Below are 16,353 nucleotides of genomic sequence, written 5' to 3'. Positions count from 1 at the left end.
ACGCAGGCCGGCAACTTCGTCCATTCAGGACAAGGATTTGTGTCTGAATAGTGCGCTTTCGCACCAGATATGGGCGAATATTCGTGCCGAAGACGAAAATCAGCCTTCCTGGCGTACTCCATCGACGAGAATAAGGTTGCGGCTGAGGGCCTGATCGCGGACCTCAAGAGCATGCGCATATTCCGGCGAGCCGTACCAGGCTCTCGCTCGTTCCACATCCGGAAATTCCACGATCACGATCGCTTGCGGCGACCAGCCGCCCTCCAGCCGTTCGATCGGGCCGCCACGGACCAGATAGTGGCCGCCATAAAGGCCTATGGAGGCGGCCGCGCGGGTCCGGTAGGTCTGGAAGGCTTCGCTATCCCTGACGGTGACATCGGAAATGATATAGGCCGGCATCGGTTTCCTCCTCTCAAACCTCAAGGCTGGCGCGGTCCGTGCTCGCGCGCCAATGCGTTTTTTCGTGAAGATCAGATAGGCCGGTACAACCGCTTGTCCATTTCCGTCGGCATGTACAGCCGGACGAAGGCCACGTATAGATTATGCAGATATCAACTGCTTACAGACAACATGACAGATGCTCCGCAGCCACCGTTGAAGCCCATTCTCCGCGTCAGCTTTTCGGGCCAGGATCGGCTTGGGCGCGGCAAGATGGAGCTTCTCGAGCATATTCAGGAGACCGGCTCGATCTCGGCCGCCGGCCGTGCCATGGATATGTCCTACCGCCGGGCCTGGCTGCTCATCAGCGAACTCAATCACATGTTTCGCGAACCGGTCGTGGAATCGCAGCGTGGTGGTCAAAAGGGTGGCGGCGCTGCCCTGACGCCATTCGGCGAGGAGTTGTTGAGGCGCTTTCGCGGTATGGAAATGACGCTGCGAGCGGCAATAGCCGATGACCTGAACTGGCTCGAAGCCAATCGGAGCTCGGCGGACGCTTCTGCGAAGAAATCCTGACTAATGTTCGAGCGCCACGGTCTTGATGACCGCATGGATCGACAGCCCGATCCGCAGCCCCAGTCTCTCGGCTGAGAATTGCGTGATGCGGGCAGTGACGATGTCGCCGCCGCAATCGACCTTGATCTCCGCCGTTCTGTCTGCGTCCTTATCGATCCCTAGTACTTTGCCATCGAGAATATTCAAGGCGCTCAGGCCTTCTGGTCGCGCCGTCGCCAGCATGACGTCACGGGCTGGAATGTGGACGCGCACGGTCTTGCCGACAGCCGCCGCCTGACCCGGCACAAAGAGCTTTGCCGTCTTCAGAGCAACGACTGTCAGATGATGGCGATCGTCGATCGCCTCGACGCGGCCTTCCAGCAGCACGCCGGCTTCGCGGCGATCCGCTGCCAGCGGGCCGGAGAGCTGGCTGAAGATCTCGACGGCAGCACCGATCGTCTCGACCTTGCCGTCGCGCATGACGACGACGCGGTTGGCAAGCCGTGCCACTTCGGCGATAGAGTGGCTGACATAGATGATCGGTATCTTCGTTTCGTCGCGCAACCGTTCGAGATAGGGAAGAATTTCCGCCTTGCGGGCTTCATCGAGCGCCGCAAGCGGCTCGTCCATCAGCAGGAGCCGCGGCGAAGAAAGCAGGGCGCGGCCGATCGCGACGCGCTGTTTCTCGCCGCCGGAAAGTTTGGCCGGCCTGCGGTCGAGCAACGCGCCGATGCCGAGAAGATCGACGACCCCGTCAAAGCTTTCGCCGCGCTCGCTCCTGGGTGCGAACCAGCGGCCGTAATTGAGGTTCTGCCGCACGGATAGATGCGGAAACAGGCGTGCCTCTTGAAAGACATAGCCGAAGCGGCGGCGGTGACGCGGCACGAAGATCTGCGTGGTCGTATCGGCAAGCACGGTATCGTCAAAGCTGATATGGCCGTGATCAGGGTGCGTCAGGCCGGCAATGATGCGGACGATCGACGTCTTGCCCGAGCCGGAGCGGCCGAAAAGAGCTGTCACGCCGCCATCGGAGGTGAATGCAGCCTCCAGCGAAAAGGCGCCGAGGCGGTGGCGGATATCGACCGAGAGCGTCATTCGAAATCCACCCTGCGGCCGGCGAGATAGGCAAGGAATTCCGAGGCAAGTAGCGCCGCCATGGAAATGACGATGGCGACGATCGTGAGCCGCATGGCGCCGGCATCGCCGCCTGGAACCTGCGTGAAGGTATAGATCGCCGAGGACAGCGTCTGTGTCTCGCCGGGGATGTTGGAGACGAAGGTGATGGTGGCGCCGAATTCGCCCATGGCCTTGGCGAAGGAGAGGATCATGCCGGCGATGATGCCGGGCAGGATCAGCGGCAGCGTCACGGTCACGAAGGTCCAGATGGGGCTGGCGCCCAATGTGCCGGCGGCTTCCTCCAGCTTGCGGTCGACGGCCTCGACCGACAGGCGGATGCTTCGGACCATGAGCGGAAAGCCCATGACGCCGCAGGCAAGTGCGGCACCCGTCCAGCGAAAGGAGAAGACGAGGCCGAGGTATTGCTCGAGCAAAGATCCGATCGGCCCTTTGCGGCCGAAGAGAATGAGAAGGATGAAGCCGGTGACGACGGGCGGCAGGATCAGCGGCAGGTGGATGAGGCCATTGAGGATCGACTTGCCCCAAAAGCGGCCACGCGCAAGCAGAAGTGCTGCGCCGATGCCGAAGGGCAGGCTGACCAGCATGGCGACGATGGAAACGCGCAGGCTTAGCTCTATGGCCGTCCATTCGTCGCTGCTCAAACCCAATGTGTCCAAATCCCGCCCCTTAAACATCTCAGGCCCGCCACGACCGGCGAGCCTGATGATTGAACCTTCCTTGCCGATCAGCGGCAATGACGCTCATGGCTTCAGGATGGTGAAGCCCTCATGCTCGAAGAAGGGAACAGCCTTAGCCGATTTCAGAAAATCGAAATAGGCTTGTACATCCGGGTTCTTGCTGCCGCTGGTGATGGCGATCGGGTAGACGATCGGTGAATGGCTGTCGGCGGGGAAGGTGCCGACGACGGCAACGCCCGGATCGGCGGAGACATCGGTCTGATAGACGATGCCGTAGGGCGCTTCGCCGCGCGAAACCAAGGCAAGGGCCGCGCGCACGCTTTCGGCGCCAGCAACCTTCTTTTCGATCGACGACCAGACACCGAGCTTTTCCAGCGCCGTCTTGCCGTATTTGCCCGCCGGAACCGATTCCGGCTGGCCCATCGCCAGGCGGCCGTCGCCGAGCAGGCTAGCCAGATCGAAGCCCTGCTTGATCTCGACCGGCTTCGCCTTGTCCTTGGCGGCGACGAGAACGAGCTTGTTACCCAGCAGGTTGACGCGGCTGTCGTCCTTGATCAACTTCTTGCCAGCGACATAATCCATCCAGTTGGTGTCGGCGGAGATGAAAACATCGGCCGGCGCGCCGTTCTCAAGCTGTTTTGCAAGCGGACCGCTCGCGGCATAGGAGACGGTAACCTCTTTGCCGGTTTCCCTGGTGAAGGCGGCATCGGCGTTGTCGAGCGCGTTCTTCATGCTGGCGGCGGCAAAGACGACGATTTTGTCAGCGGCGAACACCGGTGTCGGAATGACCGAAAGGCCGAGCCATGCAGCTGATGCTGCGGCGGTTGCAAGCTTGATCCATTGGCGTCGGCTGGCGGTCATTTCAATTCTCCCCAAAAGATGTCGACATATTTCGAGAGATATAACGACGGACGAAGCTTGGCTAGGGATATGTTCGCAAAAATATATCGCGATAAGGTCGCGTAACCCCACGAATTCTATGGATTTTCCGTAGCGCAGCGCATGTGAACGGCTTTGGGCATTACAAAAATGCATGACTGACTTTGCCCAGTGGATTGGCGAACGCTCACGAAGCGAGACATAACGTTACGAACCGTGGGATCTCGCGTCATTCTTTCGCCGAATTAAGTCCGGACACTGAACATCAAGCGGCGCTCAATTTGCAAAAGAAGCGTTTTTTGGGCAGAAAATTTCGGTAGCCATGCGTTATATGCATTGCTGCATTGCGCAATCGCCCATTTATCAATCGGCAAAATCTGGTAAAACATAATCATCGAGACGGCGATCTCCTCCTCCCAATGCCGTCCGATATGGATCAGCAACTCTCCTCCTCCCAGTTGCTGATCAGGTTCAAAAGCCCGACGCACCTCCTCCCGCGTCGGGCTTTTTATTTTTCCAGACTTTTTCAAAAGATCGACGAGATTATTGTGCTGCTCGCAACGCTGTCGAGCTGAGCGTTGAGCGTGGTCCGTGGATGAAGGTCCAGGCCGGCGCCCGCTTCTTCCAGAGTACGCGAGCATCATCTTCGTCGACGCGTGCGTAGTGGAAGGTCTTTGCCATCTTGGCCGAGAGGTAGGAGAGCGTCGATCCCGGCCGGTCGATAACGGCGATCGGGAAGGTTTGCGCGATTTCCTGCCACTTCTGCCAGCGATGGAACGTGTTCAGGCTGTCGGCGCCCATGATCCAGATGAAGTGGACATGGCGGTTGCGCGCCTTCACATGCGCCAGCGTATTGGCCGTGTAGCTCATGCCCAGCGTCTGTTCGAAGGCTGTCACCTTGATACGCGGATTGTGGAGGATCTGCTCGCTGAGCGCGATACGCTCGGCAAGCGGCGCCAGGTGATTGCGGCTCTTCAACGGGTTGCCCGGCGTTACCATCCACCAGAGCTGATCAAGGCCCAGCCGGCGGATGGCGATCTCGGCGACGAGTGCATGGCCTTCATGCGGCGGGTTGAATGAGCCGCCGAAAAGACCGACCACCATGCCGCGCTCGGCATGGGGCATGCGCAGATAGCGTTGATCAACCTCTTCTTTCAGCACGTCAGGGCCGTATCTGTCCGGTGCCGCGAACGCGATATTTGAATGAGGTGAGCTGCTCGACGCCAACAGGCCCGCGCGCATGCATCTTGCCGGTGGCGATGCCGATTTCCGCGCCCATGCCGAATTCGCCGCCATCGGCAAATTGCGTCGAGGCATTGTGCAGCAGGATCGCCGAGTCGATCTCCGTGAAGAAGCGCTCGACGATAGCGGGGTCCTCGGCAATCACGGCCTCGGTATGGTTCGACGAATATTTACCGATATGCTCGATTGCGCCGGAAATGCCATCGACCAAGGCCACCGAGATGATCGCGGCCAGATATTCTGTTGTCCAGTCTTCTTCCGTTGCTGCCTTCAGGCCGGGTGCAAGCTTCAGCACATCGGCCGAACCGCGAATTTCGCAGCCTGCCGCGGCAAGTCCGTCGAGCAGTGGCTTCAGATGGGTGGAGGCGACCTTCTTGTCGACCAGCAGCGTTTCGGCAGCGCCGCAGATGCCCGTGCGGCGCATCTTGGCGTTGACGACGATGGATTTCGCCATCTCCAGATTGGCCGAGGCATCGATATAGATGTGGCAAAGGCCTTCAAGATGGGCAAAGACCGGCACGCGCGCTTCGGTCTGGACGCGTCCTACAAGACTCTTGCCACCGCGCGGCACGATAACGTCGATATTGCCCTCGAGGCCGCGCAGCATGGCGCCGACGGCAGCGCGATCGCTGACAGGCACGAGCTGGATAGCATGTTCCGGCAGGCCTGCCGCTTTCAACCCTTCGACCAGGCATTCATGAATCGCCTGCGAGGAGCGGCGCGAATCACTGCCGCAACGCAGGATCACGGCATTGCCGGCCTTCAGGCACAGCGCGCCGGCATCGGCCGTCACGTTTGGCCGGCTTTCGAAGATGACGCCGATGACGCCAAGCGGCGTGCGGACGCGCTCGATCTTCAGGCCGTTCGGACGATCCCAGGCGGCGATGACTTCGCCGACGGGATCGGCGAGGGCAGCGATGGCGCGAATGCCCTCGGCCATCTCGGCGACGCGCTTGTCGTTCAGCGTCAGGCGATCGACGAAGGAGGCAAGCATATCGGTGCCTTCGACGTCTTTCAGGTCTTTAGCGTTTTCAGCGAGAATATGATCATTGCGGGCCAAAATGGCATCCGCCATGGCATTCAACGCCTTGTTCTTGCTCTCAGTCGAAGCAAAGGCCAGAGGTCGCGACGCAGCCCGGGCCTTGCGGCCGATATCGTTCATCAGCGCGTCGATGTCGGGGCTTTGTGCGACTGTATCAAGCATGAGCTTCATCCTTCTTCGATTTCTCGGCCTTCGTCTTGACGGATGACGTCATGACAAGGTCGTCACGATGCACCATGGCGGCGCGGCCGGCATAGCCGAGGATCGCCTCGATCTCAGCCGATTTGCGGCCGGTGATCTGGCGGGCCTCTTCGGCATCGTAGCTGACAAGGCCGCGGGCGATCTCCCGGCCGGAGGGGCCGATGACGGCGACTGTGTCACCGCGGCCGAAATGGCCGACGACGCGGCGCACACCGGCGGGCAACAGGCTCTTGCCGGCGCCAAGGGCCGTCACGGCGCCATCGTCGACATGCAATTCGCCGGCCGGCTGCAACTGCCCGGCAATCCAGGTCTTGCGGGCGGTAACGGGCGTACCCGATGGCGCAAACCAGGAGGAGCGGGCGCCGCTTTCGATTGATTTCAGCGGTCGGTCGGTCTTTCCGGATGCAATAATCATGGCACAGCCGGCGCCGGTTGCGATCTTCCCGGCATCGATCTTGGTGCGCATGCCGCCACGCGACAGCTCGGAAGCGGCACCGCCGGCCATGGCTTCGATCTCGGGCGTGATTTCGGCGATCGTATCGAGGAATTTCGCTTGGCGGTCGAGATGTGGCGGCGCTGTATAGAGCCCGTCGATATCCGACAGCAGCACCAGAAGGTCGGCGCCGGTCATGGTTGCGACGCGGGCCGCGAGGCGGTCATTGTCGCCATAGCGGATTTCGCTGGTCGCGACCGTATCGTTCTCGTTGATAATCGGCACGGCGCCGATCTTCAGGAGCTGGTTGATGGTGGCGCGGGCGTTGAGGTAACGGCGGCGCTCTTCGGTATCGCCGAGCGTCAGCAGGATCTGGCCGGCGACGATATTGTCATGCGACAGGCTTTCCGACCAGGCGCGGGCCAGCGAGATCTGGCCGACGGCCGCCGCAGCCTGGCTTTCTTCCAGCTTCAGCGCACCGGAGGGCAGGTCGAGCACGGAGCGCCCAAGCGCGATTGCGCCCGAGGAGACGACCAGGATATCGATGCCCTTGGCCTTCAGTGCGGCGATATCGGCGCACATGCCGTCGAGCCAGGATTTCTTCAAGCCGGTCTTGCGATCGACCAGGAGAGCGGAGCCGATCTTGATGACGATGCGGCGGTAGCGGTCGAGCGGCTTGCGGGCAGTCATCCCTGATGATCCCCGTCTTCGCTACGCTCGTCAGCATCCTCATCGTCGGAAAGCGGCATGTCGCGATGCCGCACTTTGGGGGTCTTTGCCGGCTTGTCCGCTTCGCCGGCATTGGCTTCGACGATCACGTCGCGCAGCGCGCGCAGCACTTCCGTCATGCCGCGACCGGTAACGGCGGAAATCTGGAAGGGCGTTTTGCCACAGGCCCGCGCCAGTTCGCGCGTCTTCTTCTTCAGCGTTTCTTCGTCGACCACGTCGATCTGCGAGAGAGCGACGATTTCAGGCTTGTCGGGGATGCTGTTGCCGTAAGCTTCAAGCTCGTGCTTCACGGTCTTGTAGGCCTTACCGACTTTCTCTTCCTGTGCGGATACCAGATGCAGCAGCACGCGGGTGCGCTCGACATGGCCGAGGAAGCGGTCGCCGATGCCGACGCCTTCATGGGCGCCCTCGATTAGGCCGGGAATGTCGGCGAGAATGAATTCCTGCCCATCGATGGTGGCGACGCCGAGATTGGGATGCAGCGTCGTGAACGGATAGTTGGCGATCTTCGGCCGCGCGCGGCTGACCGCTGCAAGAAACGTCGACTTACCTGCATTCGGCAGGCCGACGAGACCGGCGTCGGCGATCAGCTTCAGCCGCAGCCAAACGGTCTTTTCTTCGCCCGGCAGGCCGGGATTGGCCCAATCGGGCGCCTGATTGACCGAGGATTTGAAATAGGCGTTGCCGAAGCCGCCATTGCCGCCGGCGGCAAGGCGGAAACGCTGGCCTTCCTGCGTGATGTCGCAGATCAGGGTTTCGCCATCTTCTTCGAAAATCTGCGTGCCGACAGGCACCCTCAGCGTCACGTCTTCGCCCTTGGCGCCTGCGCGGTTCTTGCCCATGCCGTGCGTGCCGATGGTGGCCTTGAAATGCTGCTGGTAGCGGAAGTCGATCAGCGTATTGAGGCCGTTGACGGCCTCGACCCAGACATCACCGCCGCGGCCGCCGTCGCCGCCATCGGGGCCGCCGAATTCGATGAATTTCTCGCGTCGGAAGGAGACGCTGCCCGCGCCGCCGTCGCCTGAGCGAATATAGACTTTTGCTTCATCGAGAAATTTCATCTTACGTCCGTCACTCGGTGTCGCGCATACCCCTTCGGATCGAATGGGATTCACAAAAGCCTATGCGCTCTTTTCAATGTCTGCCGCTCCTTCTGCATCCAAAAGACACATCGGGCGGCGTTTGCCCGTCATGTCGCCTTCGATATAGGCGCTTCGGGCTGAGGTCAAAGAATATCGTGCGGTTCCAGAGCCATAAAGGGGCGGAACCGCATGATTGGTATGACGGCCATCGCCGAACGGGTCGGCGATGGCCAATTTACAGGGTCTTAAGCCGCCTGCGAGAGCCGCAGCGCACCCGGCTTCAGCACGGTTTCGATGTGCGGAACCATGGTGTTGCGGGCAAAGCTGTAGATCTCCGAGCAACCCGTGATCTCGAAGCCGAGCTTCTGCTGCAGCTTCAAGGATGCCGGGTTGTCGGCGAAGGCGCCGGAATGAACGGCGACGTCAGGCATGCGGCGGGCAAAACGTTCGAGCGCAGCCTTGACCGCTTCGGTCATGATGCCTTGCCGCCAGTAGAAGCGGTTCAGCCAATAACCGAGGTGCCAGCGGCCGTGGCGAAGCTCGATGCCGACGCAGCCGATATGGGCATCATCCCGCTCGGTGATGGCGAGCTCCCAATCGACACCGAGGCCGGAGGTGTGCTCGACCAGCCAGTCGAGCGCATCCTGCCGGTCATAGGGCGCGGGAACGCGGGCCAGCATGCGGGTGACGGCGAAATCCGAAAGCGATTCCGCAATCATATCGGCATCGCTGAGCCGGTGCGGGCGCAGCGTCAGTCGGCCGGTCTGGATGACCGGCGTCGGTCCCGGCATCAGGATTCGGGCATCGCGGCGGGTGAGGGCGAGAGCGTTCATCTCATGCCTCCCCAGCTGCGCAACGAGATCCAGGTCTTGCGATCCAGCCTGTACCATTCGACGGGCACGGTGCTGCCGAGTGCCAGCGATGCGGCAAGGCCTGATCCCTGGAACTGGAAGCCGCACTTCTGGACGACGCGCCTCGATGCGACGTTCGTCACCCGGCAGCGGGCGTCGATCTGCGCCACGTTCTCACGCGTGCGGAAGACCATGTCGATGAGGGCATGGGCCGCTTCCGTGGTATAGCCCTGGTTCCAGTGAGGCTCGCCCAGCCAGTACCCGATCTCGACCGTGTTCGGATCGCCCGTGGGTTCGACCCCGCAGCAACCGAGAAAGGCGCCGTTGTCGGCTTTGGTAATGGCATAGACGCACTTGCCAATCTCGCCAAGCTTCGTGCGTCGCACGAAATCGGCGGCATCATTGGTCGTATACGGGTGCGGCATACGCGATACCATAGTGGCGACGTTGGCGTTGTTGGCGAGATGGGCAAGGGCGTCGATGTCTTCTTCGTGGGGCGCGCGCAGAACGAGCCTTTCCGACAGTAAGACGGGGCAATCGGTCCTTAACCGCTCCGGCCTCAGCCGCTCTTCGGGAGACCTCGATTGGTCTTCCCTTAACAATTCGCCTTGCATGGTTCAGTCCTCCTTGGTTGAGGGTAAAGAAAAAGGGGAGATGGCGCCCCATCTCCCCTTTTTCTGGACTGAACCTGATGCGGTCAGCCGGGTCGATGAGACGCCGGCTGTTTTAGAGCGCTACCGGCTTATTCCGCTGCTTCCGCTTTCGGCATTACAGACACGTACACGCGGCCATTGGCCTTCGTACGGTAGTTCACGTTGCCCGCCGTAAGCGCAAAAATCGTGTGATCTTTGCCGAGGCCGACGTTGGAACCCGGGTGCCACTGCGTGCCGCGCTGACGCACGATAATGTTGCCTGCGATGACGGCTTCGCCGCCGAACTTCTTCACGCCAAGGCGCTTGGATTCGGAATCGCGACCGTTGCGCGAGGAACCGCCAGCTTTTTTGTGTGCCATTGGAGTTCTCCTTTAAACCTTGATCCCGTTACTTACTTGGCAGCCACGATGTCCGTGATACGGACGACCGTGTGATGCTGGCGATGGCCGCGCGAACGCTTCGAGTTCTGACGACGGCGCTTCTTGAAGGCGATGACCTTCTTGCCGCGGTTGTGCTCGACCACTTCGGCCTTGACGGAAGCGCCCTTGACGAAGGGAGCACCAATCGCAGCGTCGGCGCCTTCGCCGATAACGAGGACTTCGGTGAATTCTACGGTACCGCCGGCGGTGACTTCGAGCTTCTCGATGGTCAGCACGTCGTTGGCTGCCACACGGTACTGCTTACCGCCGGTCTTGATGACTGCGAACATTTTTTGTCCTTTCATGTTCGTTCCGGCTCTCTCGCCATAGGGGCGAGCGGCCGTCTTTTTATCAGTCGAAATCTAGCAGGAATTCCAAAGGCCTGAGGCCTTGTAAAAGATCTGCCGGTGAAACCCTGCGCTAAGCAGGGCGGGCAAGGCGCGGACTTATCCACACCTATTGCGTCGCACGGGATATATAAGCGTCCCTGATCTGTCAAGGCAAAAGGATGAAAAGCTTTCATATTCGCCCTTGCCATCCCCCTCGTCTGTCGCTATGAGACAGCCCGCGCCTGACAGCGCCGACCAGCATAACCGGAGAGGTGGCAGAGTGGTCGAATGCACCGCACTCGAAATGCGGCATACCTGCAAGGGTATCGTGGGTTCAAATCCCACCCTCTCCGCCATTTTGGGCCTTTGTTTCAAGCCACTATCAAGCTAACAGATTCGCTGGCAATCAGCTCAAAAGCCTCAACCCTCCGGAAACCGATAGACCACGTCCGCAAAAGACCCTGTCGGAAACGCGTAGAAGAATTTCAAATTGGCGGATGATTCGTTGCGGATGCCGTGTTCGGCGTTGCCGGGGATGAAGACGGTCGTCCCGGATTTGACTGTGGTTTCATGGCCGTCGATCCGCACGATGCCGGTTCCCTTGAAGATGAAGTAGATTTCCGATGGGTCGTGGCGATGCGGCTTGAGCTCGCCGCCCGGTGCCAGTTCGGCGATGCCGGCGCTCATGCTGTCGGTGGGGGTGATATCGCTGCTGAGCAGAGTTTGCCAGGAGATCGAGCCATGGACGGGATCGTTCCATCCGTCGCGCGGGCGCTCTTCGGCTGTGGTGATAACGGCTTGCGATCGGTTTATCATTTGCCTCAAAACTCTGGGTGAGCAACCATATCGGACGGTGTCACAAGCGCTGAGAATGTCAATCGGACTATATGGCTGCGGATCCGCGGTCGCGATGCCGGCGCAGGTAGGTTAGCGAAAAAGTTAGCCGGCGAAAATCTTGCGAGCCGTTAGTTGGGTTTATACGGCAGCTCGCTTGCCTCGATGCGGGAGCGAGAGGAAGAGAAGTGGGATCAGCGTCAAAGGCGTGTCTCAGAGATTTAGGGCTGGTGTGTCTGCCTTCGAGCAACAGTTCGATCACGGTCGAACTATTTCAGGTGTCATGTCGGCTACACTGGAACTCTCAAAGGAGAGTTGCGATGTTGACCAACACAGCCAAATTCAACGCCGCCGAGAGCGATCACGACCACATCGAAATCAAGCCCAGCGTGCTTTATGTCGGCACTCCCCTCGTGCTGATTACGAGCCTCAACTCTGACGGCACGACGAATATCTCGCCGATGTCTTCAGTTTGGGCTCTATATGATCGTGTCGTTCCAGGCCTGACATCGACCAGCAAGGGGCGGGAAAATCTCCTGCGCGAGCGTCAGCTGGTGCTGAATTTTCCGTCGCCGGAGCTGTGGCCGAAGGTCGAGGCGATCGCGCCGACGACGGGCCGCGATCCCGTTCCCCCACACAAGGAAAAGATCGGCTATCGTTTCGAGGCCGATAAATTCGATGTGGCCGGCTTCACGCCGCAGCCAGCCGATCTTGTGCGGCCTCTGCGCATCGCCGAATGTCCGATCCAGTTCGAGGCGGAGGTGGTGGCGGCGCATCCTCCCGGTGCGGAATGGCCCTCGGAGCGTCCCGAAGCCTTCTCCATCATCGAAGCGATGGTTCTTCGCGTCCACGCACACAAGAATATCGTCGTCGCCGGCACCAATCACATCGATACCAGCGGATGGAGCCCGCTGTTTTATGTGTTTCGGCATTATTTCGGCACCGGGCCGGATCTCGGCCGCACCTTCAAGGCGGAGAGATGATGCATGCAATTTCAGACGACGCCCTTATGAGACATTACAGGCCGTACCTGAGTTTTGCGCAACCAAGCGAGTAATCCATGGCGGTTCGATCCGCGCGTCATAGAGTGGCGTGTACTCAACACAACTCCGCTAATTTCCATGCACCTGACTGTTTGAAATGCAGCTAACCTTTGCGAGTCGCTGGACGACCTACCATAACCCCGCGAGCGCAATTTTCCTCAAAGCGCCGACGACGCTGACTGGCTACGGCCTCAATCTTCCGCGGATGGCCGACAATCAATGAAGATCGGTGCCCTGCATAGGCAGTGAGCGATCTAGCTCTCCGGCCAAAATTGCTTCTTTGACTCTCAGTTTATTGACGAAAAAGCGACTGCCGCAAACGGCGTTAATCCGCCGAAAATCGGCAGGAGTTGATCGTAATGAGTTGCGCAAGCTTTCGCTTTTTGTCAGTCAAATTGCGATCAGAAGGGAGGCGTGTTGGTCGGCCGGAGCCTTAAGCCTAAATCCGAGGGATCTTGGGTTTTGACCTGCTGAAGAGCGAGGCAATTTTATTCAATTGTTGAGCGTAGCTGTTGCAAATCTTACACGCATATCTAAAAACGAGCGTGTGGGTCACCCATGTTCTTGCTACTTTTTGCTGTACTTTTTTAGAAATCTGCTATTGAGCGGACCAGGCCCATGATCGGCTACGCCACCTTGTGGTGACTCTTCCTGAATTTTGACCGACATGCCGATTGAGCAAGTTACGCCTTGCGCAAGCGGATGGCTTTGACTGGTAGTTTGTATGTCCCACGCAATTAAGTCTTTCTCCTTCAAGACCTTCACCGCTGTCGCGTTCCTTTCCTCGGCGCTGGTTGCATTTTCGGCGGCCGCGCAGGAACAACCCGCCCCGGCTGCCACTACGCCGTCCAGCGCCGGTTCTGCTCAGAGCGCGGCCCCTCAAACAGAAGAACAAAAGCCAGCACCTCAGGCGCGGGTGCAGAAGTTCGACGATTGGTACTATCGCTGCATTGACGGCAAGGCGGCGGACGGCTCTGCAGCGGAGAGCTGCGAAGTTGCACAGATTGCGACGGTCAAGCAGGGTGACCAGGACGTCAACGTTTTGACGCTCGCAGTCGCGAACGTGCCTGCTCCCGCCGCCACGGACAAGAAGGGGGCAAAGCAGCCTGCCAGTGAACTGGTGCTGACCACGCTCGTGCCGCTCAATATGTATCTGCCGGCCGGGCTTCGCATCGATGTGGCAGACAAACCTGTCGTCCAGTTGGCCTACCGCAACTGCAATCAGGCCGGCTGCTGGGCGCAGCAGAAGCTGGACGCCAAGATGGTGTCGGCCCTTTCCAAGGCTGCGGATGGCACCGGCCATGTGCAGATGATGAATGGCCAGAAGGTCAACATCAAATTCTCGCTGAAGGGATTGTCGGCGGCGCTCGATGCGCTGCAGAAGGCCGCTTCGAACTGACCGGGGCGGACCTATGACGTCAATCTCGCGCGCGGCGACCGCGATAGGCGGGCTTTTGGCAGCGGTTCTCGCGGCTTCGGCCGCGGCGGCGCAGACGCCCAACGACGACTTCGCGCGCCGGCAGGCGCAGGAAGCCGAGCAGCAGCGGCTGCAGAGCTTGGGTCAGATGACGCCGAAGCCTTCTCCGGCCGAGGTTCCGCAGCGGGCGGCGGCTGGCGGCGGTAAGGCTGGCCCATGCTTTGCCATCACCCATATCGAGGTCGAGGGCGTCAGGCAATTTTCGGCCGGCGCAATCGACAAGGTCACCGCGCCCTATACGAATCGCTGCGTCGGAGTCGGCGAGATCAATACGCTCTTGCGCGACCTGACGCATCTCTATCTCGACAAAGGTTTTGTGAGCTCCCGTGTCTATGTACCGGCGCAGGATATCGCCAAGACCAAGGTGCTGCGCCTCGTTGCTGTCGAGGGCACGCTTGCCGACATCTACATCAACGGCAAACCGGTTTCGGGTTTCGGTGCGGCAGGCTCCGGCGTGATCGCCACGGCCTTTCCCGGTATGAAGGGCGAGATCACCAATCTGCGCGATATCGAGCAGGGCCTCGACCAGATCAATCGCCTGACCTCCAACAATGCCAAGACGGCGATGTTGCCCGGCAAGACGGACGGCACCTCGATCCTCAATATCGAGAACAAGCCCAGCCATCCCTGGCACCTCTCATTCGGCAACAGCAATCTTGGCCAGGAGCAGACCGGTTATTCCAAAAGCTCGGCCTCGCTCGGCTATGACGGCCTTTTTGGCATCAACGATCAGTGGAATTTCGGCTACGAGCATACCGGCCCGGATTATCCCTGGCGCGATGACGGCCATGGCAAGAGCAACAGCTATTCCGGCAATGTCAGCGTGCCCTACGGCTATTGGACCTTTTCCGCCAATGGCTCCTGGTATGAATATGACAGTTCCGTTCCGGGCAATTTCGGCACGTTGCAGACATCGGGCGACAGCAAGCAGGTCGGTATCGGCGCCGATCGCGTGATCTTCCGCGACAAGGATTCGATCACCACCTTCAACAGCGGCCTGACCTACAAGGAAACCAACAATTTCCTGCTCGGCAACAGGATCGAGGTCGGCAGCCGCAAATACACGGTCGGTGATCTCGGCCTTTCGCATTCGCGCCGCATGCTCGGTGGCCTCTGGGTGTTCGATCTCTCCTACAGCCAGGGGCTTAACCTCTTTGACGCGGTCGCTCCCGGCGATGCCGGTGCAGGCAACGCCAATCCCCGCTTCTCGAAGTTCTCAGGCACCATCACTGTGACGCGGCCATTCGAAGTGGCGGAGCAGCATTTCGAGATCAATTCGATCGCCACCGGGCAATATTCCCCCGACAATCTGTTCGGGGCGGAGCAGATCTCGGCTGGCGGTTATTCCTCGGTGCGCGGCACGCGCGAGACCATGCTTTACGGCAATAACGGCTTCTTCATCCGCAACGATCTCGTCTGGCGCACGCAGCCCTTTGCCGAGAATGCCGAACTGGCGAAGATCCTTGGAGAATTCAGGCCCTATGTCGGTCTCGATTACGGGCGGATCGCCCGCCAGGCCCGTTACCAGATCGCAGGCGGCGACATGCTTGGCTGGACGGTCGGCGCCAAGCTCGCCGGCGGCAATGTCAATTTCGATATGGGTTATTCCGATGTTCTTGGCGGCACGGTCGACCGCCGTGACTCCGGGCTTCTTTTCGTAAGTACTTCGGTGAGGTGGTGAAATGGGTGAGCAGATGAAGGAAAGTAGTAAGAAATTGCATCGCGGCGTGACCAGAGCTCTGCTTGCCGCTGCGCTTGTGGGTTCGACTGTCGTGGCCGGATGCACCACACAAGATCCACGCCTCACCGCAGCACTTAGCACGGCCAGTATAGCTGATGTCCGCATAGAATCGGCGCCCGATCTGAGGATGGGATCACCTCTACTGAATGGTGACACGCGAGAATCTCAGGTCGCACTGGTGTCGCGTGTCCTGCAGCAAAGACTTGCAAAAGATCTGAAGGGCTATCCAGGGGGTAACGTTCCCGCACGGTTGATTGTTACCCTCCACGATCTGGATGTGGCGTCTGCTCCCGGCAGAATTATCGCAGGCAACAACAGCTTTATCGATGGAACCGTCCGCCTGGAGGACATGCGCACAGGAAAACTGATCGCGCAGGCTCAGGAGATCCGCGCCAATGACATGACGGTCCGCGGGGATGGGTTAGCGCTCATTCCCGCGATGGTCATCAATGCGGCCGTCACCCCCAACCAGACCGCAGTCGCGACCCAACTGGCCGAAACCTTCATGAAGCAGGTGAAGACGTGGCTGACGCCACGGAAGTAGTCGATCGAAAATCCGAAGCAGGCAGAAAGCGTTTAACAGGGCAGGGCGATGACCAGGACGTCAGCACGAGTTTCAAGTGGCGAAAATGGCAAGGTAAGTGTCAGGGG

19 protein-coding genes and 1 tRNA gene are annotated in these 16,353 nt (G+C 59.9%); 6 read left to right on the top strand and 14 right to left on the bottom strand.

From position 1 onward, the window contains the following. Positions 1-99: 99 nt before the first annotated feature. Positions 100-399 carry a DUF1330 domain-containing protein gene (locus RTCIAT899_RS18355; RefSeq protein WP_015341730.1) on the bottom strand — a complete coding sequence of 100 codons (300 nt, stop codon included), beginning with the start codon at positions 397-399 and terminating at the stop codon, positions 100-102. A 171-nt stretch (positions 400-570) separates the two neighbouring features. On the opposite strand from RTCIAT899_RS18355, the gene RTCIAT899_RS18350 reads away from it, so the two are divergent. After that, positions 571-954 carry a winged helix-turn-helix domain-containing protein gene (locus tag RTCIAT899_RS18350; RefSeq protein WP_015341729.1) on the top strand — a complete coding sequence of 128 codons (384 nt, stop codon included), beginning with the start codon at positions 571-573 and terminating at the stop codon, positions 952-954. On the opposite strand, the gene modC is transcribed toward RTCIAT899_RS18350, so the two are convergent. The 12 genes from modC to rplU all read right to left on the bottom strand — a co-directional run bounded on the left by modC (position 955) and on the right by rplU (position 10,568). Next, positions 955-2,028, bottom strand: coding sequence for a molybdenum ABC transporter ATP-binding protein (gene modC, locus RTCIAT899_RS18345; protein WP_015341728.1), 1,074 nt, complete (start codon positions 2,026-2,028; stop codon positions 955-957). It lies immediately after the preceding gene. After that, on the bottom strand, positions 2,025-2,726 hold the full coding sequence (gene modB, locus RTCIAT899_RS18340) for a molybdate ABC transporter permease subunit (protein ID WP_041678026.1): 702 nt from the start codon (positions 2,724-2,726) through the stop codon (positions 2,025-2,027). The genes modC and modB overlap by 4 nt, the downstream gene beginning before the upstream one ends. Positions 2,727-2,810: 84 nt before the next feature. After that, complete coding sequence (gene modA / locus RTCIAT899_RS18335; protein ID WP_015341726.1) at positions 2,811-3,608, bottom strand: molybdate ABC transporter substrate-binding protein; 798 nt, start codon at positions 3,606-3,608, stop codon at positions 2,811-2,813. 263 nt (positions 3,609-3,871) lie between these two features. Further along, positions 3,872-4,156, bottom strand: coding sequence for a hypothetical protein (locus RTCIAT899_RS18330; protein ID WP_015341725.1), 285 nt, complete (start codon positions 4,154-4,156; stop codon positions 3,872-3,874). A gap of 13 nt (positions 4,157-4,169) precedes the next feature. Further along, the gene (locus RTCIAT899_RS18325; protein WP_244441482.1) at positions 4,170-4,751 is read right to left on the bottom strand and encodes a nicotinate-nucleotide adenylyltransferase; all 582 of its coding nucleotides are present in this window, start codon (positions 4,749-4,751) and stop codon (positions 4,170-4,172) included. Positions 4,752-4,788: 37 nt separating this feature from the next. Next, a complete protein-coding gene (locus tag RTCIAT899_RS18320) occupies positions 4,789-6,072 on the bottom strand; it encodes a glutamate-5-semialdehyde dehydrogenase (protein ID WP_015341723.1) in 1,284 nt (427 codons plus the stop codon). Continuing rightward, positions 6,065-7,234 carry a glutamate 5-kinase gene (gene proB, locus RTCIAT899_RS18315; protein ID WP_015341722.1) on the bottom strand — a complete coding sequence of 390 codons (1,170 nt, stop codon included), beginning with the start codon at positions 7,232-7,234 and terminating at the stop codon, positions 6,065-6,067. The genes RTCIAT899_RS18320 and proB overlap by 8 nt, the downstream gene beginning before the upstream one ends. Further along, entirely contained in the window at positions 7,231-8,334 is a 1,104-nt protein-coding gene (obgE, locus tag RTCIAT899_RS18310) for a GTPase ObgE (RefSeq protein WP_015341721.1), read from the bottom strand. The genes proB and obgE overlap by 4 nt, the downstream gene beginning before the upstream one ends. Positions 8,335-8,600: 266 nt before the next feature. Continuing rightward, positions 8,601-9,188, bottom strand: coding sequence for a GNAT family N-acetyltransferase (locus RTCIAT899_RS18300; protein ID WP_015341720.1), 588 nt, complete (start codon positions 9,186-9,188; stop codon positions 8,601-8,603). Beyond that, the gene (locus RTCIAT899_RS18295; protein WP_015341719.1) at positions 9,185-9,820 is read right to left on the bottom strand and encodes a GNAT family N-acetyltransferase; all 636 of its coding nucleotides are present in this window, start codon (positions 9,818-9,820) and stop codon (positions 9,185-9,187) included. Before RTCIAT899_RS18295 ends, RTCIAT899_RS18300 begins: the two co-directional genes overlap by 4 nt. Positions 9,821-9,948: 128 nt before the next feature. Then, on the bottom strand, positions 9,949-10,218 hold the full coding sequence (gene rpmA / locus RTCIAT899_RS18290; RefSeq protein ID WP_004127267.1) for a 50S ribosomal protein L27: 270 nt from the start codon (positions 10,216-10,218) through the stop codon (positions 9,949-9,951). A gap of 32 nt (positions 10,219-10,250) precedes the next feature. After that, positions 10,251-10,568, bottom strand: a complete 318-nt coding sequence (gene rplU, locus RTCIAT899_RS18285) for a 50S ribosomal protein L21 (protein ID WP_004127263.1) — start codon at positions 10,566-10,568, stop codon at positions 10,251-10,253. Between the two features lie 305 nt (positions 10,569-10,873). On the opposite strand from rplU, the gene RTCIAT899_RS18280 reads away from it, so the two are divergent. Beyond that, positions 10,874-10,963 (top strand) — tRNA-Ser (locus RTCIAT899_RS18280). Positions 10,964-11,027: 64 nt separating this feature from the next. On the opposite strand, the gene RTCIAT899_RS18275 is transcribed toward RTCIAT899_RS18280, so the two are convergent. Continuing rightward, positions 11,028-11,423, bottom strand: coding sequence for a cupin domain-containing protein (locus RTCIAT899_RS18275; RefSeq protein ID WP_015341718.1), 396 nt, complete (start codon positions 11,421-11,423; stop codon positions 11,028-11,030). 338 nt (positions 11,424-11,761) lie between these two features. Between RTCIAT899_RS18275 and RTCIAT899_RS18270 the strand changes: the two genes are divergently transcribed. The 4 genes from RTCIAT899_RS18270 to RTCIAT899_RS18255 all read left to right on the top strand — a co-directional run bounded on the left by RTCIAT899_RS18270 (position 11,762) and on the right by RTCIAT899_RS18255 (position 16,246). After that, entirely contained in the window at positions 11,762-12,424 is a 663-nt protein-coding gene (locus tag RTCIAT899_RS18270; protein WP_015341717.1) for a flavin reductase family protein, read from the top strand. Positions 12,425-13,208: 784 nt separating this feature from the next. Continuing rightward, the gene (locus RTCIAT899_RS18265; RefSeq protein WP_015341716.1) at positions 13,209-13,883 is read left to right on the top strand and encodes an invasion associated locus B family protein; all 675 of its coding nucleotides are present in this window, start codon (positions 13,209-13,211) and stop codon (positions 13,881-13,883) included. Positions 13,884-13,896: 13 nt separating this feature from the next. Then, positions 13,897-15,642: a ShlB/FhaC/HecB family hemolysin secretion/activation protein gene (locus RTCIAT899_RS18260; RefSeq protein ID WP_015341715.1), complete on the top strand. Its 1,746-nt coding sequence runs from the start codon at positions 13,897-13,899 to the stop codon at positions 15,640-15,642. Between the two features lies 1 nt (position 15,643). Beyond that, positions 15,644-16,246, top strand: a complete 603-nt coding sequence (locus tag RTCIAT899_RS18255; RefSeq protein ID WP_184462105.1) for a hypothetical protein — start codon at positions 15,644-15,646, stop codon at positions 16,244-16,246. Positions 16,247-16,353 lie beyond the last annotated feature (107 nt).

It is taken from the genome of Rhizobium tropici CIAT 899 (assembly GCF_000330885.1).
Taxonomy (GTDB): Bacteria; Pseudomonadota; Alphaproteobacteria; order Rhizobiales; family Rhizobiaceae; genus Rhizobium; species Rhizobium tropici.
This window is presented reverse-complemented; position numbering and strand designations above follow the sequence as displayed.